The 19,246-nt window shown below is 64.7% G+C and carries 16 protein-coding genes, 1 tRNA gene and 1 pseudogene; 11 read left to right on the top strand and 7 right to left on the bottom strand.

Features of this window, described 5'->3' with window-relative positions; all coding sequences use genetic code 11:
- Nucleotides 1-156: 156 nt before the first annotated feature.
- Entirely contained in the window at nt 157-630 is a 474-nt protein-coding gene (locus MB901379_RS15495) for a MarR family winged helix-turn-helix transcriptional regulator (RefSeq protein ID WP_158017461.1), read from the bottom strand.
- Between the two features lie 119 nt (nt 631-749).
- Here MB901379_RS15495 and MB901379_RS15490 point away from each other — a divergent pair, with 119 nt between their 5' ends.
- Together MB901379_RS15490 and MB901379_RS15485 are read left to right on the top strand one after the other, a co-directional pair.
- Complete coding sequence (locus MB901379_RS15490) at nt 750-2,801, top strand: ABC transporter ATP-binding protein (RefSeq protein WP_174237034.1); 2,052 nt, start codon at nt 750-752, stop codon at nt 2,799-2,801.
- Nucleotides 2,801-3,649, top strand: a complete 849-nt coding sequence (locus MB901379_RS15485) for an energy-coupling factor transporter transmembrane component T family protein (RefSeq protein WP_158017459.1) — start codon at nt 2,801-2,803, stop codon at nt 3,647-3,649. Before MB901379_RS15490 ends, MB901379_RS15485 begins: the two co-directional genes overlap by 1 nt.
- On the opposite strand, the gene MB901379_RS15480 is transcribed toward MB901379_RS15485, so the two are convergent.
- Nucleotides 3,646-4,098 (bottom strand): Lrp/AsnC family transcriptional regulator, encoded by a 453-nt coding sequence (locus MB901379_RS15480; RefSeq protein ID WP_158017458.1) that lies wholly within the window; start codon nt 4,096-4,098, stop codon nt 3,646-3,648. The genes MB901379_RS15485 and MB901379_RS15480 overlap by 4 nt on opposite strands.
- A gap of 122 nt (nt 4,099-4,220) precedes the next feature.
- On the opposite strand from MB901379_RS15480, the gene ddaH reads away from it, so the two are divergent.
- From ddaH to MB901379_RS15460, 4 genes are read left to right on the top strand one after another with little or no spacing between them, the layout of a single operon-like run.
- On the top strand, nt 4,221-5,096 hold the full coding sequence (gene ddaH, locus MB901379_RS15475; protein ID WP_158017457.1) for a dimethylargininase: 876 nt from the start codon (nt 4,221-4,223) through the stop codon (nt 5,094-5,096).
- Nucleotides 5,093-6,337, top strand: a complete 1,245-nt coding sequence (gene rocD, locus MB901379_RS15470; protein ID WP_158017456.1) for an ornithine--oxo-acid transaminase — start codon at nt 5,093-5,095, stop codon at nt 6,335-6,337. Before ddaH ends, rocD begins: the two co-directional genes overlap by 4 nt.
- Before the next feature lie 29 nt (nt 6,338-6,366).
- Nucleotides 6,367-7,836 carry an amino acid permease gene (locus MB901379_RS15465; protein ID WP_158017455.1) on the top strand — a complete coding sequence of 490 codons (1,470 nt, stop codon included), beginning with the start codon at nt 6,367-6,369 and terminating at the stop codon, nt 7,834-7,836.
- A complete protein-coding gene (locus MB901379_RS15460; RefSeq protein ID WP_158017454.1) occupies nt 7,833-8,705 on the top strand; it encodes a universal stress protein in 873 nt (290 codons plus the stop codon). Before MB901379_RS15465 ends, MB901379_RS15460 begins: the two co-directional genes overlap by 4 nt.
- Nucleotides 8,706-8,711: 6 nt before the next feature.
- Here MB901379_RS15460 and MB901379_RS15455 read toward each other — a convergent pair whose 3' ends face one another.
- The 3 genes from MB901379_RS15455 to MB901379_RS15445 are packed head-to-tail and all read right to left on the bottom strand — an operon-like array spanning nt 8,712 to nt 11,756.
- A complete protein-coding gene (locus MB901379_RS15455) occupies nt 8,712-10,040 on the bottom strand; it encodes an ABC transporter substrate-binding protein (RefSeq protein ID WP_158017453.1) in 1,329 nt (442 codons plus the stop codon).
- Between the two features lie 29 nt (nt 10,041-10,069).
- Complete coding sequence (locus tag MB901379_RS15450; RefSeq protein WP_158017452.1) at nt 10,070-10,897, bottom strand: carbohydrate ABC transporter permease; 828 nt, start codon at nt 10,895-10,897, stop codon at nt 10,070-10,072.
- The gene (locus MB901379_RS15445; RefSeq protein WP_158017451.1) at nt 10,884-11,756 is read right to left on the bottom strand and encodes a carbohydrate ABC transporter permease; all 873 of its coding nucleotides are present in this window, start codon (nt 11,754-11,756) and stop codon (nt 10,884-10,886) included. Before MB901379_RS15445 ends, MB901379_RS15450 begins: the two co-directional genes overlap by 14 nt.
- Before the next feature lie 34 nt (nt 11,757-11,790).
- Here MB901379_RS15445 and MB901379_RS15440 point away from each other — a divergent pair, with 34 nt between their 5' ends.
- Genes MB901379_RS15440 through MB901379_RS15425 form a run of 4 tightly spaced genes read left to right on the top strand, consistent with a single transcriptional unit; the run spans nt 11,791 to nt 16,339 of the window.
- The gene (locus tag MB901379_RS15440) at nt 11,791-13,308 is read left to right on the top strand and encodes a TldD/PmbA family protein (RefSeq protein WP_158017450.1); all 1,518 of its coding nucleotides are present in this window, start codon (nt 11,791-11,793) and stop codon (nt 13,306-13,308) included.
- Nucleotides 13,305-14,678, top strand: coding sequence for a metallopeptidase TldD-related protein (locus tag MB901379_RS15435; protein ID WP_158017449.1), 1,374 nt, complete (start codon nt 13,305-13,307; stop codon nt 14,676-14,678). The genes MB901379_RS15440 and MB901379_RS15435 overlap by 4 nt, the downstream gene beginning before the upstream one ends.
- Before the next feature lie 39 nt (nt 14,679-14,717).
- Complete coding sequence (locus tag MB901379_RS15430) at nt 14,718-15,572, top strand: carboxymuconolactone decarboxylase family protein (RefSeq protein WP_158017448.1); 855 nt, start codon at nt 14,718-14,720, stop codon at nt 15,570-15,572.
- Nucleotides 15,569-16,339, top strand: coding sequence for a hypothetical protein (locus MB901379_RS15425; protein WP_232021876.1), 771 nt, complete (start codon nt 15,569-15,571; stop codon nt 16,337-16,339). Before MB901379_RS15430 ends, MB901379_RS15425 begins: the two co-directional genes overlap by 4 nt.
- 676 nt (nt 16,340-17,015) lie before the next feature.
- On the opposite strand, the pseudogene MB901379_RS25205 reads toward MB901379_RS15425, so the two are convergent.
- Nucleotides 17,016-17,237: pseudogene (locus MB901379_RS25205) on the bottom strand (hypothetical protein); the annotation flags it as partial.
- A 255-nt stretch (nt 17,238-17,492) separates the two neighbouring features.
- Between MB901379_RS25205 and MB901379_RS15415 the strand changes: the two are divergent.
- Nucleotides 17,493-17,566, top strand: a tRNA-Ile gene (locus MB901379_RS15415).
- A gap of 722 nt (nt 17,567-18,288) precedes the next feature.
- On the opposite strand, the gene MB901379_RS15410 is transcribed toward MB901379_RS15415, so the two are convergent.
- Nucleotides 18,289-18,648 carry a hypothetical protein gene (locus tag MB901379_RS15410; protein WP_158017447.1) on the bottom strand — a complete coding sequence of 120 codons (360 nt, stop codon included), beginning with the start codon at nt 18,646-18,648 and terminating at the stop codon, nt 18,289-18,291.
- Nucleotides 18,649-19,246 lie beyond the last annotated feature (598 nt).

Below are 19,246 nucleotides of genomic sequence, written 5' to 3'. Positions count from 1 at the left end.
AGCCGTTCGGTGTCAAGCTGCCTCGGTCCGCACGGTCGCCACCTTTCGTTATCGACCTGGATCGACCTGGACCCATCCGGTCTGCAGACCGATCGATATCGAACTAACCGTCTACCACGTGGATGGGTCTATTCATCCAGAATGCACCGCTTCGGGTCACAGTGTGCGTCCCGGTGTCGCGGCCGCATTGTCGAGAAGGCGGCGCAGCACCTCGACCGCGTCGGCCAGGACCTTTCGATCCGTTGGCTCGAGCCGGGCCAGTTGCGGTTCGATCGCCGCGGCACGGTCGGCGCGCACCGCGGTCAGTGTGCGCACTCCTTCGGGGGTGATGCGGATGCGTACCGCACGAGCATCCCCAGGGTCGACGGTTCGGACCACCAGTCCGGCCTCTTCGAGTCGCCGCACCTGGGTGGTCATCGTCGGTTGAGAACAGTGATCGACCGCGGCCAGGTCGCCGATGCGGGCTTCGCCGTGGGCTTCGATGGTTGCCAGCAGCCGGGCTTGGGCCGACGGCAGTGGCATCTGGATGCGCTGCGTCGCCAACCGGTTGAGCCGCGCGACCACGCCGAGCAGGTCCGCCCCCAGACCGTGCGCGACCTCGCTGTGGTTAGCGGCGGCGGATGCACTCATGCGTCCATCGTTGCATAGCTTTGCTATGCGAGACTAATCGTGCGCGCGCACAGGCAGATCCGGCCGACAGCTGTGTGCTGCCCCGCCTCCGGGGGCTCGGGCCTGGCAGAATCGATGAAATGACCGTCCCGGGCCCTGCCGTTTCGCGAAATTCGCGACGCGGCGGGCCGTTGCGGCCGGGTGAATTGGCGCAGGCTTCGGTGATGGCTGCGCTGTGCGCGGTGACGGCAATCATCTCCGTCGTCGTGCCGTTTGCCGCAGGTCTGGCGTTGTTGGGTACGGTGCCGACGGGGCTACTGGCCTACCGCTACCGCCTGCGCGTGCTGGTTGCCGCCACGGTTGCCGCCGGCGTGATCGCCTTTCTGATCGCGGGCATGGGCGGGTTTATGGGCGTGGTCCACAGCGCCTATATCGGCGGGCTCACCGGAATCGTGAAGCGCAAGGGCCGGGGCACGCCGACGGTCGTCGTCTGTTCGCTGATCGCCGGATTGATCTTCGGGGCGGCGATGGTCGCCATGCTGGCCGTGCTGGCCCGCCTTCGACACCTGATTTTCGACGTGATGACCGCCAATGTGGAGGGGCTCGCTTCCTTCATGACCCGGATTCACCTGCACGACACCGGCGAAGAAATGAAGCGGTATTTCGCCGAAGGGTTGCACTATTGGCCGTGGGTGATGCTGGGTTACTTCACGTTTGGGATCATGGTCGTCTCGCTGATCGGGTGGTGGGCGTTGTCGCGGCTGTTGGAGCGGCTGCGCGGCGTGCCCGATGTGCACAAATTGGATGCGCCGGCCGGCGACACGGTGGGCCCGATCGGGCCGGTTCCGGTGCGATTGGACAAGGTGCGTTTCCGTTACCCGGGTGCCGCTCAAGATGCGTTACGGGAGGTCAGTCTCGACGTGCGCGTCGGTGAACACGTGGCGATCACCGGGGCCAACGGATCCGGGAAGACCACGTTAATGCTGGTCTTGGCGGGCCGGGAGCCGACGTCGGGCACGGTGGATCGACCGGGCGCGGTGGGTCTGGGCAAGCTGGGCGGCACGGCGGTGGTCCTACAACATCCGGAAAGCCAGGTGTTGGGTACCCGGGTGGCCGACGATGTGGTGTGGGGTCTGCCGCCGGGCACCAAGATCGACGTCGACCGGTTGCTGGCCGAGGTGGGCCTCGACGCGCTCGCCGAACGAGAGACCGGAAGCCTGTCCGGCGGTGAGCTGCAACGTCTGGCGCTGGCAGCGGCATTGGCCAGGGAGCCGGCGATGCTGATTGCCGACGAAGTCACCACCATGGTTGACCAGCAGGGCCGCGACGCCCTGCTGCGCGTGCTCTCCGGTCTGACGAAACGACACCGCACCGCTCTCGTCCACATCACGCACTACAACAACGAGGCCGATTCCGCCGATCGCACACTCGATCTCAGCGAATCCCCGGACAACGCCGACATGGTCGAGACCGTGGCAGCACCGGTGCCCGCCGCCGCGGTGGGGCACGGCGGGCGCAGGCCGGCGCTCGAACTCGTCGGGGTGGGCCACGAATACAACATCGGCACTCCCTGGGCCAAGACCGCCCTGCGAGATGTCAATTTTGTGGTGGAGCAGGGTGACGGGGTGCTGATCCACGGAGGCAACGGTTCGGGCAAGTCCACACTTGCGTGGATCATGGCCGGGCTTACGGTGCCCACCACCGGCAGCTGCCTGCTCGACGGGCGACCCACCCACGACCAGGTTGGGGCGGTGGCGTTGTCGTTTCAGGCCGCGCGCCTGCAGTTGATGCGGAGCCGGGTGGACCTCGAAGTTGCCTCCGCGGCCGGCTTTTCACCCAAGGATGAAGACCGGGTGGCTGCGGCGCTGGGGGTGGTGGGACTGGATTCCACCCTGGCCAAGCGGAGCATCGATCAGCTCAGCGGTGGTCAGATGCGGCGCGTGGTGCTGGCCGGGTTGCTGGCCTGTTCGCCCCGGGCGTTGATCCTCGATGAACCGCTAGCGGGTTTGGATGCCGCCAGCCAGCGTGGTCTGCTGCGCCTGCTCGAGGACCTGCGCCGGGAGCAGGGTCTGACGGTGGTGGTCATTTCACACGACTTTGCCGGAATGGACGAGCTGTGTCCGCGCACCCTGCATCTGCGCGATGGGGTGATGGCGCCGGCGTCGACATCGATGGCAGGAGGGGGTGCCTGATGAGCACCACCGCCACTGCGGCCCAGCGCGGGCCCAAGCGCCCATCGCGACCGGTTGTCCTGCTGGTCCCGGTACCGGGTACTTCGGCCATGCACGACTTGTGGGCGGGCACCAAACTGCTGGTGGTCTTTGGCATTTCGGTACTGCTGACCTTCTATCCGGGATGGGCAACGATCGGGTTGATGGCGGCCCTGGTGCTGACCGCTGCCTGGATTGCCCACATTCCGCGCGGTGCGGTGCCGTCGGTGCCCCGCTGGTTGTGGATCGTCTTAGCCATTGGAGGCTGCACGGCCGCGCTAGCCGGAGGCACTCCGATGATCTCGCTGGGCGGGGTCGAAATCGGACTGGGTGGAACACTGCACTTCTTGCGGATCACGGCACTGTCTATCGTGTTGCTGGCGTTGGGGGCGATGGTTTCCTGGACCACCAATGTGGCCGAAATAGGTCCTGCGGTAGCGATTTTGGGCCGCCCACTGCGAGTGCTGCGGATCCCGGTGGATGAGTGGGCGGTGGCCTTGGCGCTTGCCCTGCGTGCCTTCCCGATGCTGATCGATGAATTTCAGGTGCTCTATGCGGCCCGGCGCATGCGGCCCAAGCGGATACCGACAACCCGCAGGGCTCGTCGGCAGCGGCGTGCGATCGAGGTGATCGATCTGCTGGCCGCCGCCATTACCGTGACACTGCGGCGCGCTGACGAGATGGGTGACGCCATCACCGCTCGTGGCGGCACCGGGCAGCTGTCGGCCCACCCGACGCGGCCCAAGCTGGGGGACTGGGTAACGCTTGCCATCACCGCCGTGGTCGGCGGCGCGGCGGTGGCGATCGAGACGCTGCTGCTCGCCGCCTAGGGTTGCGGCCGCATGCGGTCGATCAGGTTCGACAACACCACGACGCTCTCACTGCGTTCGATATCGGCGCTGGAGCGGATGCGTTCGAGCGCCGTTTCCAGGTGTCGCATGTCGTGGGCCAACACATGCAGGATGGCGTCGGAGGTGCCGGTCACCGTTGCCGCACTGACCACCTCGGGAATATCCACCCACGCCGCCTGCAGCTGATCGGGCGCGATCCTGCCGTGGCAGAAGACCTGAACGTAGGCCTCGGTGTACCAACCGAGCGCGTTACGGTCGACGACTGTGGTGAAGCCCTTGATCACGCCCGTGTCGAGCATCCGGTCGACGCGGCGCTTCACCGCTGGTGCGGACAAATTCACTTTCTGGCCGATCTCGGCGAAGGTGGCCCGGGCATGTTCGGCCAGCTCGAAGAGAATGCGCTCGTCGGTTTCATCCAGGTGGTCCATCACCGCCTCCTTCTGGGCCGCGCAATAAATCGCTATTGATAAGAACATAGCGCAATACATTGATGGTAGATACGCAATGAACGTCGTTTGATTGTGCAGCGAAGGCCAAATATCGTTGGTTTATGACCGATTACTATGTCGCTGCGGACCGTTCGCAGTCGGGCGCGCCGGCATGGCAACAGGCCACGCAGTCCACTCGGGTATCCAGCCCCCGACGCTATGCGATGACCCGACCGGCCTTCTTCGCCGTCGAGTACGCGATCAATCCCTGGATGGATACCGCTACGCCGGTCGACCTTGGGTTGGCCCAGGCTCAGTGGGAGAACCTGCGTCAGACCTACCTTCGGTTGGGCCACCGGGTGGATCTCGTCGAGCCCGCGCCGGGCTTGCCGGACATGGTCTATGCGGCCAACGGCGGGTTCATCGCCGACGACGTCGCTATCGTCGCCCGCTTCAGATACGCCGAACGAGCCGGCGAGTCCAAGTCGTATGCACGCTGGATGTCCGATCAGGGATATCGGCCCCTATCCACTCGCCACGTCAACGAGGGGCAAGGTGATCTGCTCAAGGTCGGCGAAATGGTGCTGGCGGGTTACGGTTTCCGCACCGATCAGCGTGCGCACGCCGAGATCGCGGCCGCGCTGCGGATGCCAGTGGTGTCTCTCGAGTTGATCGATCCGCGCTTCTACCACCTCGACACCGTGCTGGCTGTTCTCGACGATCGCACGATCGCCTACTACCCCCCGGCTTTCAGCGCCGCAGCCCAAGAGCAGTTGCACGCGCTGTTTCCCGACGCGATCCTGGTCAGTAGCGCTGACGCGTATGTGTTCGGGCTCAACGCTGTGTCCGACGGGCGCAACGTGGTGCTGCCGGCCGCGGCGACGGGTTTTGCGCTGCAGCTGCGGAAGGCCGGTTTCGAGCCGATCAGCGTCGATCTATCCGAGCTACTCAAAGGTGGAGGTTCCGTTAAGTGCTGCACGCTGGAGGTACATAAATGACGATTCTGGACGCTCCTACTTCGGTAACGGTTGCTGAAACCGACACCTCCATCGCCTTGGTCGAAAGGCATGCCGCGCATAACTATTCACCGTTGCCCGTGGTCGCGGCCAGCGCCGAGGGAGCGTGGATCACCGATGTCGACGGCCGCAGTTACCTGGATTGTCTGTCCGCATACTCGGCGGTCAACTTCGGCCATCGCAACCCCGAGATCATCGCAACCGCTCATGCCCAACTCGACACCGTCACCCTGGTGAGCCGGGCTTTCCACTCCGATCGACTCGGGCCGTTCTGCGCGGCACTGGCCGATCTGTGTGGAAAAGACATGGTGCTGCCAATGAACTCGGGCGCCGAAGCCGTGGAGAGTGGTCTGAAGGTAGCCCGCAAATGGGGAGCCGAGGTCAAGGGAGTCCCCGAAGGTCAGGCCAACATCATCGTGGCCGACAACAATTTTCATGGACGTACCATCAGCATCGTCAGCTTCTCGTCCGATCCCGTCGCGCGCGGTGGCTTCGGGCCGTTCACGCCGGGATTTCGTTCCGTGCCATTCGGCGACACCGCCGCGCTTGCCCGGGCCATAGACGACAACACCGTCGCGGTATTGCTGGAACCGATTCAAGGCGAGGCGGGCATTATCGTTCCACCCGATGACTACCTGCCCGACGTTCGCGCGCTGTGTTGGGAACACAACGTGCTGATGATCGCCGACGAAATTCAGTCCGGGCTGGCCCGAACCGGTTATACGTTCGCCTGCGACCACTGGGACGTCGTGCCCGACATTTTCCTGCTGGGCAAAGCGCTCGGCGGCGGCGTGGTTCCGCTGTCGGCGGTGGTCGCCGACCGTGACGTGCTGGGTGTGCTGCGCCCCGGCGAACATGGCTCGACGTTTGGTGGCAACCCGCTGGCCACGGCAATCGGTGCCACGGTGGTGTCGATGCTAGCGCGCGGTGAATTCCAGGCCCGTTCGACCGAATTGGGTGCGCATCTGCATCAGCGGTTGGCCGGGCTGATCGGCGACGGCGTGCTGGAAGTGCGGGGCCTCGGGCTCTGGGCCGGCGTCGATATCGACCCGTCGCTGGGCACCGGCAAGGACATCAGCCTCCGGCTGGCCGATCGCGGTGTCCTGGTCAAGGATACTCACGGCTCGACCTTGCGGTTCGCGCCACCGATTGTGATCACCGACCAGGAAATCGACTGGGCTGTGCACCAATTCGCCACCGTACTACGGGAAGCAGGTTCATAATCAGCCTGACCCCGCACCAGGAGGCGCAATTGCCGGCTACTTCGGTCAGTCTGAGAGAACAGATGCTACGGCGCCGCCCGGTGGGCGGCGTTCCTGTCGCAGAAGGGGAGGCGGGCAGCCTCAAACGAAGTTTTGGCACCTTCGAGCTGACCATGTTCGGGGTCGGGTCCACGGTTGGCACTGGAATCTTCTTCGTGCTGTCCGAGGCCGTGCCCCAAGCGGGTCCCGCGGTGATCGTTTCGTTCGTCATCGCCGGTATTGCCGCGGGGCTTGCGGCAATCTGTTATGCCGAATTGGCGTCGGCGGTGCCCGTTTCGGGTTCGTCGTATTCGTATGCCTATGCCACGCTCGGGGAGGCGGTTGCGATGTGCGTGGCGGCGTGTCTGTTGCTGGAATACGGCGTGGCCACCGCGGCAGTGGCGGTCGGCTGGAGCGGATACGTCAACAAGCTGTTGCGCAATGTATTCGGATTCGAGCTACCGAGTGCGGTGTCGCAGGCGCCGTGGGATGTGCAGCCGGATCAGCCACATGGGTATGTGAATTTGCCGGCGGTCATCCTGATCGGTCTGTGCGCGCTGCTGTTGATCCGCGGCGTTAGCGAATCCGCGCGGGTCAACGCGGTCATGGTGCTGATCAAACTCGGTGTGCTGGGCATGTTCGTGATCCTGGCGCTCAGCGCTTATGACACCGATCATTTCAAGGACTTCGCGCCGTTCGGCGTGGCCGGCGTCGGTGCGGCGGCCGGCACCATATTCTTTTCGTTCATAGGTCTCGATGCGGTGTCGACCGCGGGTGAGGAGGTTAACAACCCGCAGCAGACCGTGCCGCGCGCACTGATCGCGGCGTTGTTTGTCGTCACCGGCGTGTACGTGCTTGTTGCGTTCGCCGCACTGGGCACTCAGCCATGGCAGGTTTTTCAGGGCCAGCAAGAGGCCGGCCTGGCCACCATCCTGGACAACGTCACGCACACCGGTTGGGCCAGCACCGTTCTGGCGGCCGGTGCGGTGATCTCGATCTTTACCGTCACGCTGGTCACGATGTACGGCCAGACGCGCATCCTGTTCGCGATGGGCCGAGACGGCCTGTTACCGGTGCGGTTTGCGACGGTCAATCCGCGCACCCAGACCCCGGTGCGCAACACGGTGATCGTCGCGATCGCGGCGGCAATGTTGGCCGCCGTGGTGCCGCTGAACCGGTTGGCGGACATGGTGTCGATCGGCACCCTGACCGCGTTCATCGTGGTGTCGGTTGGGGTGATCATCTTGCGGGTGCGCGCGCCGGAACTGCCCCGAGGGTTCTGGGTGCCAGGCTATCCGGTCACACCGGTGCTGGCTGTGCTGGCCTGCGGGTACCTGCTGTACAGCCTGCATTGGTACACCTGGATCGCGTTTGCCGGTTGGGTGGCCGCCGCGTTGTTGTTCTACCTGCTGTGGGGACGCCATCACAGCAAGCTCAATGACGGGGCGCTGCTCGACGAGCCGCCCCGGGAGGCGCTGTGACCGTCGTCGTTGGGTACGTGGCCGGCCGGGTGGGTCCCTCGGCCTTGCATCTGGCCGCTCGTGCGGCGCGGACACTCAACACATCGCTGACGGTGGCGACCGTCGCGGCAAAGCCGTGGCTGACGCCGTCGCTGGCGCGCACCGACTACCAGCAGTGGGCTGATCGGCTGGCCGCCGACTCGGAGAAGGAGGCGCACCGCTACCTGCGCACCCTCGCCGATGGGGTCGAGGTCACCTACCGCCATCGCGAGCACCGCTCGGTGTCGGGGGGGCTGATTGAAATGGTCGAGGAAGCGGGCGCGGAGATGCTGGTGCTGGGCTCGTTTCCGAACGGCCGGCGCGCTCGGGTATTGATCGGCTCAACCGCCGACTGGCTGTTGCATTCCTCACCGGTGCCGGTGGCGATCAGCCCCCGCCAGTACCATTCCCGCGCCGATCGACTGACCAGGATCACCTGCGGGTACGCGGCTACCGCGGACTCGATCGAGGTGGTGCGGCGCTGTTCGGAGCTGGCCGAACAGTACGACGTGCCGTTGCGAGTGGTCACCTTCGCGGTTCGCGGCCGGACGATGTACCCACCGGAGGTGGGGCTGCACGCCGAATCGTGGGTGCTGGAGGCGTGGGCGGCCCAAGCTCGAGAGCTGCTGGAAAAGCTACGTAGTGACGGTGTGGTAAGCAAAGACGTTGTGCTGCAGGTGGTTACCGGCAACGGCTGGCAACAGGCGCTGGACGTCACCGATTGGCAGGACGGCGAGATCTTGGCATTGGGCACCTCCCCGCGTGGTGAAATCGCCAGGGTATTCCTGGGTTCCAGTAGCGGCAAGATCATTCGCCACAGCCCGGTGCCGGTGCTGGTGCTGCCCGGCTAGCCGCGGCTAGCGTTGTGCCGCGGCATTGGCCGCGGCCTGGGCCTGTCGCAGCGTGGTCGCCACGTCGCCGCGGCCGAGAAACATTTCGTCGAAGTAGGGTTTGAGGGCGTCGTTGCCGGCGGCGAACCCCGCACCTCCCGGTGCTGGAATCCGCGGCCCCTTGAGCACCGCGAAGAACGGTGTGACATCAACACCTTTGGCATTCCAATAGGCGAAGTAGACGGGTTGGGCGGAGAGCACCGCGGGGATGGCCGCACCGCTGCGACCCAGGTATGCGTTGCCTTCGGTGCTGCCCATCCAGGTAAGGACCTGACGTACCGCGTCCGGATGTCGGGTAGCCGAATTGCCTGCCGCAGCAATGCCGTTGGTGACGCTAACCCGGCCCACGGGTCCGATCGGCAGCATCGCCACACCCCAGTGGAAGGTGGCATCGCGCGCCACCGGCGCCAGGCTGTAGGTGCCGGATTGAAACAGCGCCATTTTGCCGGCCAGAAATTGGTTGCGCGAGAAATCACCGTTGTCGTTGGTGTCTGCTGCGGGAGGGGAAACATTGTCGTCGTTGATCAGGCTGACCAGGTAGCGGAAGGCATCGACGGCGGGTGCATTGTCGAAGGCGAACTCGCTGTCACGCATGAAGACACCTCCCGCCGAGCCGATGTAGTTGAGATAGATGCCCTGCGGGTCATTGGCGGCGTTGTAGCCCCACTGACGCACTCGGCGCGCGTCGAAACCCGAGGCGTCAGCGGTATGTCCGTCGGTGTCGACGGTAAGGCGGGCTAGCAGGGGGCGCAGCGTGTCACCGGCGCCGGGGCTCCAGCGCACGGTGTCCAGCTCGGCGGGATCAACACCGGCCTGCGCCAACAGGTCGGCGTTGTAGAACACGGCAATGCCGGCGTCGGTGAGCTGCGGTACGCCCCACAGCGTGCCGTTGCGGGTGAACTGGTCCACCACGGCCGGTTCCCAGTCGCCGGAAGCGATGCTGTTGTCGATCTTGAGCAACCGACCGCTGTCGGCGTAGGGGGCCAGGTAGGCGTTGGACAACCAGAAGATGTCATCGGCGCTGCCACCGGCCACGTCGGTGCGCAGGGTGTCGAAGTAGGTCGAATAGGACACCAGGTTGGTGTGCACCTCGACGTTGGGGTGGGTACGGCTGAACGCGTCGAACGAATGTCGATATGCCGCCGCGATGGGCTCGGCCCACAGACGCACCGTCACCACGGTCTTGGCGCCAACGGGTGCGCCGGAACGGTCCAGCATGACCGCCGTAGCGGCCAGCAGGGCGGCGACGAGGATGAACGCCGCAGCGACCAAGGTGGAAAAACGCGGCCTGGTCATGTTGCGCACCCAGATTGCAAGCGCATCAGTCATTTGAGTCCCGAGACGACGATCGAAGACACGATGTGCCGCTGGGCCGCGACGAAAAGAACGATCAGCGGCAGGATTGCGACCGTCGTGGCCGCCATCACCAGCGTCCACTGGGAGTTGAACCGCGACTGCAGGTCGGCCGTGGCCACCGTCAACACCCGCCACTTGTGGCCGCTGGTGATTACCAACGGCCACATGAAGTTGTTCCACTGCGAGACCACGGTGATCAGCGTCATGGCCGCCAGCACCGGGCGGCTAGAGGGCAGCACCACATGCACCAACACGTCGAGTGTGTTCGCACCGTCGAGCCGCGCGGCGTTGATCAAATCGTTGGGGATGAGGCGGAAGTGCTCGCGCAGCAAGAAGATCGCATAGGGTGACCCGAATAGGAAAGGCAACACCAACGCCCAGAATGTGTTCCGCAGGCCCAGCTGGGCCATCATCAGATACAGCGGCACCACCGTGACCGTCGCCGGCACCATCAACGTCGCGATGTAGACCCAAAACAATCCCTCACGACCGGGAAAGTCCAGTCGGGCAAACGCGTAGGCGGCCAGCACCGAAAAGGTCATCTGGCCGAGCAGAATCACCGCCGTCATCAATGCGGTCACCATCGCCGCGCGGCCGAACCCGGCGCCGGCCAGATCGGCGTAGTTGGACAACGTCGGCGGGTGCGGCAGCTGTAGCGGCGTGCCCGTCGCGAATTGGTGTGCGGAGGTGAACGAGGTCAGCAACCCGAGCAAAAACGGGAGCAACGTGATCACCGCACCCAACAACAGGCCGGCGTAGATCGCCACGTGCGGCAGGGCGCGGCTAGGTGAGGTCATAGCTGATCCGTCGTCGGAAGTACATGTGCTGGACGAAGGTGACTCCGACCAGAATGACGAACAGCACCACGGCCATGACCGATGCCCGCCCGATTGCCGCCGAACCGAACGCCTCGGCGTAGATTTGGTGGGCCACCAGGTCGGTGCTGCCCTCCGGGCCGCCGCCGGTAAGCGCATACACAATATCGAAAATCTGTGCGGTGCTGACGATTCCGGTGACCAAGACAAAAAAGGTTGTCGGTCTCAGCATGGGCAGCGTGATCCGCCAGAAGCGCTGCCAGGTGGTGGCGCCGTCGGTGCGTGCCGCGGAGTGAATGTCGTCGGGGATGGCCAGCAAGCCGGCCAGAAATGACAGCGAGACGTAGCCGACGTTGGTCCAGACGACCACGGCAGCAACCAGCGGTAGGGCAAGATCGGGATCGGTGAGCCATTCGATCCGGCGCCCCAGTAGCGTGCTGACGGCACCGTCGGTGGGCGCCAGGATCCAGCGCCACATCACCGCGATCGCCAGTGGGGCGCAGATCCAAGGCAGTACATAGAGGGTGCGAAAAAAGTTGGTGCCCGGAAGGCGCCGGGCCAGCATAATCGCCGCGAGCAATCCCAGCACCGTTTGCGCTGGAACGACGATTGCCACAAAGATCGCCGTGACCACCAGCGAGTTACCGAAATCGGAGTCAGCGAGCACCGATCGCCAATTGGCCAGGCCGACGTAATGCAGCGGGCCGAGCAGGTCCCAGCGGTACAGGCTGAGCCAGATGACCACCAGAATCGGCAGCAACAAGAAGGCGAGCACGCCGAACAGGCTGGGCGCCAGTAAGGCATATGCCAGCGCGGTGGTCCGACGTGGCGTGGCGCGCATGAATGTATTAAACGCGGTCGCTACGGTTGGAGCCGTGACACCGAACCGGGGAATCGATGCCGACTTCCTGGACCTGCCGCGCCACGCTTTAGCCGACGCCGCGCTGTCGGCTGCCGCCGCGGCCGGGGCCAGCCATGCCGACCTGCGGATTCACCGCATCAGCACCGAGCTCATCCAGCTGCGCGACGGGGAACTGGAGACCGCGATCGTCAGCTGCGATCTCGGCTTGGCGGTGCGGGTGATTGTCGACGGCACCTGGGGGTTCGCCGCTCACTCCGAGTTGGCCCCGTCGGTGGCCGCCGAGACCGCGCGTCGTGCGGTACACGTGGCCACCACGTTGGCGCCGCTGAACACCGAGCGTGTCGTGCTGGCCGCCGAACCGGTTTACCCCGACGCCACCTGGGTGTCCAGCTATCAGATTGACCCGTTCGGCCTGCCGGCCACCGAGAAGATCGCCGTGCTGGAGGAGTACTCGCGGCGCCTGCTGGCCGCCGACGGCGTCGACCACGCCTCGGCCAGCCTGAACGCGGTCAAAGAACAGACGTTCTACGCCGACACCTACGGATCGTCGATCACTCAGCAGCGGGTGCGGTTGTATCCGGCGCTTCAGGCGGTGACCGTCGACGCCGCGGCCGGCAACTTCGATTCGATGCGCACCCTGGCGCCGCCGATGGCCCGCGGCTGGGAAATGGTGGCCGGTGACGACATCTGGAACTGGACCGACGAGCTTGCGCAGCTGCCGTCGCTGCTGGCCGAAAAGATCAAAGCTCCCAGCGTGACTGCGGGGCCCACCGACCTGGTGATCGATCCGACCAACCTCTGGCTGACGATCCACGAATCCATTGGCCATGCGACCGAATACGACCGGGCGATCGGATACGAATCGGCCTACGCCGGTACCTCGTTCGCCACGCCCGATCTGCTCGGTACCCTGCGCTACGGGTCGCCGGTGATGAACGTGACCGCCGACCGCACCGTTGAATTCGGCCTGGCCAGTATCGGTTACGACGATGAAGGGGTGGCCGCGCAACGCTGGGATCTGGTGCGTGATGGGGTGTTTGTCGGTTATCAACTTGACCGGGTGTTCGCGCCGCGGCTCGGCCAGGCGCGCTCCAACGGGTGCTCGTATGCCGACTCGGCCTTTCATGTGCCGATCCAGCGGATGGCCAATGTGTCATTGCAGCCCGGAACAGACGAGCTCAGCACGGCCGATCTGATCGGCCGAGTCGCCGACGGCATTTACATTGTCGGCGACAAGTCATGGTCAATTGACATGCAGCGGTATAACTTTCAGTTCACCGGCCAGCGCTTCTACCGCATCAAAGACGGTCGGCTGGACGGTCAGCTGCGCGATGTCGCATATCAGGCCACCACCACTGATTTCTGGAATTCCATGGAAGCGGTGGGCGGTCCGTCGACCTGGCGGCTGGGCGGCGCGATCAACTGCGGCAAAGCCCAGCCTGGCCAGGCGGCCGCGGTCAGTCACGGTTGTCCTTCAGCGCTGTTCCGTGGCGTCAACGTGCTCAATACCCGTACCGAGGGCGGCCGATGATCAATCCACAGCACGTCGTCAACATCGTCTTGGATCAGGCGGCGCAGCGCGGCCGCGCCGACGAGACCATGGTGCTGGTCGTCGACCGAACCGAGGCGACGCTGCGCTGGGCGGGCAATTCGATGACCACCAACGGGCTATCGACCAGCCGCCGGGTGACGGTTATTTCGATTGTGCGCAAAGGTGATAGCGCGTTCGTCGGTGCGGTGGAGTCCGGTGAAGTGGACCCGTCGGTGCTGCCCGATCTGGTGGCGGCATCCCAGGACGCGGCCCGTTCGGCGCCCGAGGCCGGCGATGCGGCACCGCTGCTGGCCGACGCCGGGATGCCCGTCGATTGGGAGGCACCGGTGCCGGGCACCGGTCCGGAGGTGTTCGCCGATGTCGCGGCCTCGCTGAGTCGAAAGTTCCGGGGTGCCGACCGGCTGTACGGCTACGCCCACCACAGCATTTCGACGACATTTCTGGCGTCGTCAACGGGCTTGCGGCGGCGTTTTACCCAGCCCACCGGGGCGGTGGAAGTCAATGTCAAACGCGGCGATGCCAGCGCCTGGGCGGGGGTGGGCACCCCAAACTTCATCGATGTGCCCACCGATTTGTTGCTCGATCAGCTCTCGACACGGCTGGATTGGGCGCAGCGCACGGTTGCGTTGCCGGCGGGGAGATACGAGACGATCATGCCGCCGTCGACGGTGGCCGACATGATGCTGTATCTGGCGTGGTCGATGTCGGGCCGCGGCGCGCAGGAGGGGCGTACCGCGCTGTCCGCTCCCGGCGGCGGGACCCGGGTGGGGGAGCGGCTCACCGACCTGCCGGTGACCTTGTTCTCCGACCCGATGGCGCCGGGGCTGGCGTGTTCGCCATTCGTCGCGGTGAGCAGCTCCTCGGAGACGGCGTCGGTTTTCGACAACGGGATGGACATCGACCAGGTGGACTGGATCCGCAGCGGGGTGATCAACGCGCTGGCCTATCCACGCGCCACTGCCGCCAAGTTCGACGTGGCCACCGCCGTCGCCGCCGACAACCTGTTGATGACGGGCGGGTCGGCCGATCTGGCCGACATGATCGCGGGCACCGAGCGCGGCCTGTTGCTGACCACGCTGTGGTACATCCGCGAAGTCGACCCCACCACGCTACTGCTGACCGGGCTGACCCGCGACGGGGTCTATCTGATCGAAGACGGCGAGGTAACCGCGGCAGTCAACAACTTCAGGTTCAACGAAAGCCCGTTGGACCTGCTGCGACGGGCCACCGAGGCCGGTGTCAGCGAGACGACCCTGCCGCGGGAATGGGCCGACTGGGCTACCCGCGCGATGATGCCGCCGCTGCGGATTCCGGACTTCCACATGTCGTCGGTCAGTCAGGCGCGATAGCCGATTGCTGTGGTTGCTGCCGCGTTCTAGCGTGTGAGGATGGCGGCTTCGGTTCCGGATGGTCCCGACCTCACGCGGTTGGTGAGGTTGTCGCCTGGCGACGGCCGCCTGGCCGGACTGGCTCGCCGGGTGTGTGCGCGGACGCTGACACTGCCTCCCCTACCGTCCGAGGTGGCCGTGGAGCAACCCGAGTCGGCCGCCGAGGATGCCCTCGCCGAGTTCGCCGAACAATTCTGCGCCGACGTCTCTGCGGTCACCGTCGACCAGCGGTCGCGGTTGGTCGAGTGTCTGGGGAACGGCGCGTTTGCGGCCGTGGTGTCGATCTTCATCGCCGACTTTGTTCCGCGGGTGCGCGCGGGTTTGGAAGCGCTGGATGTCGGCTCGCACTATCTGAGCTGGGTGTGCGGGCCGATCCGGTGGGATCGCCAGGGGGATCCGTGCGATGTGTTGTTCAACGAATTCCTGCCCGGGGTGGCCCGGATGCGCGCCCTCGATCCCGTCGTCTCCGAACTGGTACGGCTACGTGGCGCGGCCGCGCACAACTGCCGGCTATGCAAGTCGCTGCGGGAAACCACCGCCCTGGAGGCCGGTGGTTCCGAAGCGCTCTACGACGAAATCGGGCGCTTCCAGGTCTCGGTTTTGCTCGACGACCGCGCAAAAGCAGCGCTGCGCTATGCCGATGCGTTAATTTGGACCCCTGCGCACCTCGCCGTCGACGTTGCCGCCGAGGTGCGCTCCCGGTTCTCCGACGTCGAGGCCATCGAGCTGACCTTTGACATCATGCGTAACGCCAGCAACAAGGTCGCCGTGGCGTTGGGTGCGGACGCGCCGAGGGTGCACGCGGGCACCGAGCGATATCTGATCGGCGCCGACGGTCAGACGGTGTTCAGTTGACTGATTCAGCTGGCGGTGGTCGCCGACGGGCAGGCGCGGTCACAGCGGTGTTCGCCATCGTGGTGGTTGCCGGCGGTTTGGTCGGCTGCTCTGGGTCGGGTGGCAGGTCCGGGGCACCCAGGGTGCCGGTGCACGGCAACGAGGAATCACGGCTGCCGCCGATCTACCCGGGAACCACGGTGTCGATTCCGCCAACCACAACCTCCGGAGCCGGGCCGCGCACCATTGCCGGCGACGGTACCTACCGGGTAGGCGTGGATATCCAGCCCGGCACGTATCGCTCGCCCGGCGGAAGTGACTGCTATTGGGAGCGGCTGAGGGGCCTTGGCGGCAGCGTGGAGGACGTCATCGCCAACGGTGCCGGGACCGGACAGCAGCTGGTGCAGATAAAGCCCTCGGATGTCGCGTTCAAAACCCAAGGGTGCCCAACCTGGACGCTGGACACAGGCGCTACCAGGACGACGTCGACGACTTCTACTCCTTCGACCACGCCGGTGACCTTGCCCGAGGGCGCCCAGGCCTGTCCCACCGTGGCCGGGCCGGCGGGCGGCTTGACTCAATCGGCGGCGGGATCACCGGCGACATCATGTCCGTTCGCCGAACAGGTCCGGCTCGCGTACGGGGCCGGCGGACCCGCTAGCGCCGCACCTCGCCAGCTTGAGGTGGTCAGTCCGGTGACGGGCCAGACGTACACGATGACCTGCGCCGCCAACGGGTCTGTGGTGGTGTGCAACGGCGGCGACGGCGCGGTGGTTTACGTCTACTAGCGGTGCGCACCGTTCACCTTCTCGCCAGCTCACGTCTTTCTGCCGTACAGGTGCGGATTGTTTTGTAGCACAGCAATGTTCGCTTGTGAGGGCTGATCTTGTCGGCGTAGCGTGGGGGCCGCCACAGACACAGCGCAGGAGAGCAATGCGACCATGAGCGGCGGTGTGCGCCTATTCGATGGCAGGACGTGGACTGTCGAGAGCGCGAATGCGAGTCACGACATCACCGTGAGTATCCATGGCATGCAATTCGCCGACGGCCGCGTCGTATCCAGGGTTGCCGTCGGCGGGCTGAATTCCGACCGGCTGCTCACACCCCGCCGCGCGCGCGTGCTGGCCAGGGCTTTGATCGCTGCTGCCGAAGCTGCCGATAGTCCCGAGACGATAGGCCCAAACACCTAGCGTCTGCGCAGTTTGGCCAATCACGGCCGACGAACGGCCCGCACGCGTTGATCCAGGGCTCGACGGCGAGCAGGATCGGCATGGAGCCGAGCGTGACCACACATCCCCACAGCGGCCGCATGGAGCCGAGCGTGACCACACATCCCCACAGCGGCCGCGACGAGGACCGGCACGCGAAGACGTTCGCCGTGTGGGCGAAGACAATTGCGATAAGTGCCGCACCCGATGCGCCGCCAACGGCTACCGGTGGGAAACGGCGCGGGGGATGCCAGCCCGTCGAGCCGAGCGTCTCGACCGCTTCGAGGTTGCGCACCCGGATCTGCCTCTTGGACATCTGCTCGGGACCCAACGCCAGCGACAGCATCACCGTCGGTAGCAGTGCTTCGGGGACCAGGGCGGCCTCGCTCTCTGCAGTGAGCATGGATGAGTCGACGAGCAGCCGGTTCTGCGTGAGCACCACGGCGTCGGCGGGCACGCGGTCGCCACTTTCTAGCAGCGGAAACCACCTACATCCATTAGTCAGGGAATGCCATGCGCCGGGAGCGCCGGGCTGGTATCGCGCGGGCTCCGGTACACCGCGGCGTCGTTGGCGATGTTTGCGGGCGCTAATGTCTGGGTTGTTCTAACGTGACGGCTGATCGCCGCGGAGCACCTGCCCCACGGCGACTCGGCTAACCTCGCGGATGCCTTAGACATGGGTGGAAGCCCAGACCAGGAGATCGGAGAATCTATCCGTAGTTAGTTAGCACCAGGGGCGGTAGCTCAGTTGGTTAGAGCCGCGGACTCATAATCCGTTGGTCGTCGGTTCGAGTCCGACTCGCCCCACAAGATGAAAGCGCAGGTAGAAGCGCTATAGGTATCTCGACCGATCTATCTGCTGACACCCGGAAATGCCGCCGCGTCAGCACCGCGTCAGCAAGCGGACGACTTAAACCGGCTGACACCGACGCCAGCAACCTTGGTGCGCCGAAGCGCATCAGTTTTCGTGGGGCCAGCAAATATTCGCTTTCACGCATACGGACGCGACGCGCAAGCGGGCCAAAGCCGTGGGCTTGGGTAATGCTGTCGTGACAGGCTAGTACTAGGCTCACGGGTCCACTAGCAAACTATTAAGCGATTTGAAGTAGCCAGATAATGCTGGTAAAAGCGTTCTTGTCTGGCATCGAGCTATCTTTCGATCTACACTCCATACGTGAAACCCGAAACAGAGCTCCGTGACCCGGCCGAGCAGCTAGATGCGGCCGAGGAGCTGGACAGATGCATTCGACGTACGGCGGACGCAGCAGCGCGGAACCTCAACAAGCTGGCTGGATTGCTGGTAGAGGCAAAAGCCGGCGAGATCCATGCAGCCCTAGGGTTTGAGAGTTGGCCGGCGTACCTAGCGAACCGGCTACAGCCGATCACAAAAACCCTGGACCGTAACGAGGTGCGGGAATTGATCGCGGACCTACGCAAGGCCGGAATGAGCGTTCGGGATATCTCGGCCGCAACTAGTGTCCGGCGCGGACTTGTTCTGCGGTCATGGCGCGCAGGGCTTTCCAGGTGAATCAGGTGGCGCGGTCGTAGTCTTCTAGGGTGTAGCCGAGCAGCAGGTACTCGCTGGGAACCCTCAGGCTGGTTGGTTCACCGAATTCGGAAGCAGGCTCGAAGGATTCGTCGCTGATGCTTTGCGGTACGGCGTCAGCGGTGTTGGTGGTGTGATAGCTCAGCAGTTGGGCGATGGCTGATCGTTCTTTGTTCCAGGTAGCAAGAACTGTTCGTAGCTCTTCCCAGATGGCGTTGAGGTCTGTGCCGTCAGCCAAGACCTGGACCAGTGCGTCGCCTTCGGTGTTGTAGCCGGAATCGCCGCCAAAGGGCGCCAGCATGAAACGCTCGTCGAGTGAGTTCAGATCTTGTAGCGCATTCATTTTACGCGCCTTTCCGTTTGTCGACGCCTTGGCACGGCCTGCATAGATAACGGGGTAGGGTCCGCGCCCGTGTCAGCCATGCGACGCCTCGGTCCGGCATGACCGTTTTTACCCGGCCCAGCCGCGTAGACCCGGCGTTGATTCTACCCCACCTGGCCGGGCTGAATGCGTTGTGGTGCACCAGTTTTCGTGTGGAGCGGGTGGTCGGGGTCGGGTATAGTGGGTTGCAATGGGCATCGCGGTCAGCAAATGTCCACGCTTTTTCGAGAAAGGGCCTCAACATTGTCTATTGCGCCGCCTCAATTCAAGCAATACCTCAACGTGCATGAGGCCGCTCTCTATCTGCAGTGACTCGGGTTTTCTTCTGCCACGGTTGAAACGGTGAAGTATCACGCCTACGAATCCGGCAGGTTGCCTAGGCCCAAAATTGTGGGCGGCGGTCTTACTGGTCGCGGGCAGACCTGGAAAGGTTTGTCGAGGACCCATGAGCGGAATACGGAACGGGACCAGCGATCAATGCGGCCACAGCCAGGAACAACCGGCGGCCTAGTTGTATCAACGCTAGGGATCGAGATGATCTGAACGACAGAGCAATTGA

It is taken from the genome of Mycobacterium basiliense (assembly GCF_900292015.1).
Lineage (GTDB): Bacteria > Actinomycetota > Actinomycetes > Mycobacteriales > Mycobacteriaceae > Mycobacterium > Mycobacterium basiliense.
The sequence above is the reverse complement of the archived record's forward strand: the minus strand, read 5'-3'. Positions and strand labels throughout refer to the sequence as shown.

Coding starts and splice junctions, on each gene's coding strand:
- MB901379_RS15455 (WP_158017453.1), bottom strand. CDS start 10,040: ATGACCAGGCCGCGTTTTTCCACCTTGGTCGCTGCGGCGTTCATCCTC.
- MB901379_RS15435 (WP_158017449.1), top strand. CDS start 13,305: ATGATCAATCCACAGCACGTCGTCAACATCGTCTTGGATCAGGCGGCG.
- MB901379_RS15445 (WP_158017451.1), bottom strand. CDS start 11,756: ATGCGCGCCACGCCACGTCGGACCACCGCGCTGGCATATGCCTTACTG.
- MB901379_RS15495 (WP_158017461.1), bottom strand. CDS start 630: ATGAGTGCATCCGCCGCCGCTAACCACAGCGAGGTCGCGCACGGTCTG.
- ddaH (WP_158017457.1), top strand. CDS start 4,221: ATGACCGATTACTATGTCGCTGCGGACCGTTCGCAGTCGGGCGCGCCG.
- MB901379_RS15485 (WP_158017459.1), top strand. CDS start 2,801: ATGAGCACCACCGCCACTGCGGCCCAGCGCGGGCCCAAGCGCCCATCG.
- MB901379_RS15430 (WP_158017448.1), top strand. CDS start 14,718: ATGGCGGCTTCGGTTCCGGATGGTCCCGACCTCACGCGGTTGGTGAGG.
- rocD (WP_158017456.1), top strand. CDS start 5,093: ATGACGATTCTGGACGCTCCTACTTCGGTAACGGTTGCTGAAACCGAC.
- MB901379_RS15410 (WP_158017447.1), bottom strand. CDS start 18,648: ATGAATGCGCTACAAGATCTGAACTCACTCGACGAGCGTTTCATGCTG.
- MB901379_RS15480 (WP_158017458.1), bottom strand. CDS start 4,098: ATGGACCACCTGGATGAAACCGACGAGCGCATTCTCTTCGAGCTGGCC.
- MB901379_RS15450 (WP_158017452.1), bottom strand. CDS start 10,897: ATGACCTCACCTAGCCGCGCCCTGCCGCACGTGGCGATCTACGCCGGC.
- MB901379_RS15490 (WP_174237034.1), top strand. CDS start 750: ATGACCGTCCCGGGCCCTGCCGTTTCGCGAAATTCGCGACGCGGCGGG.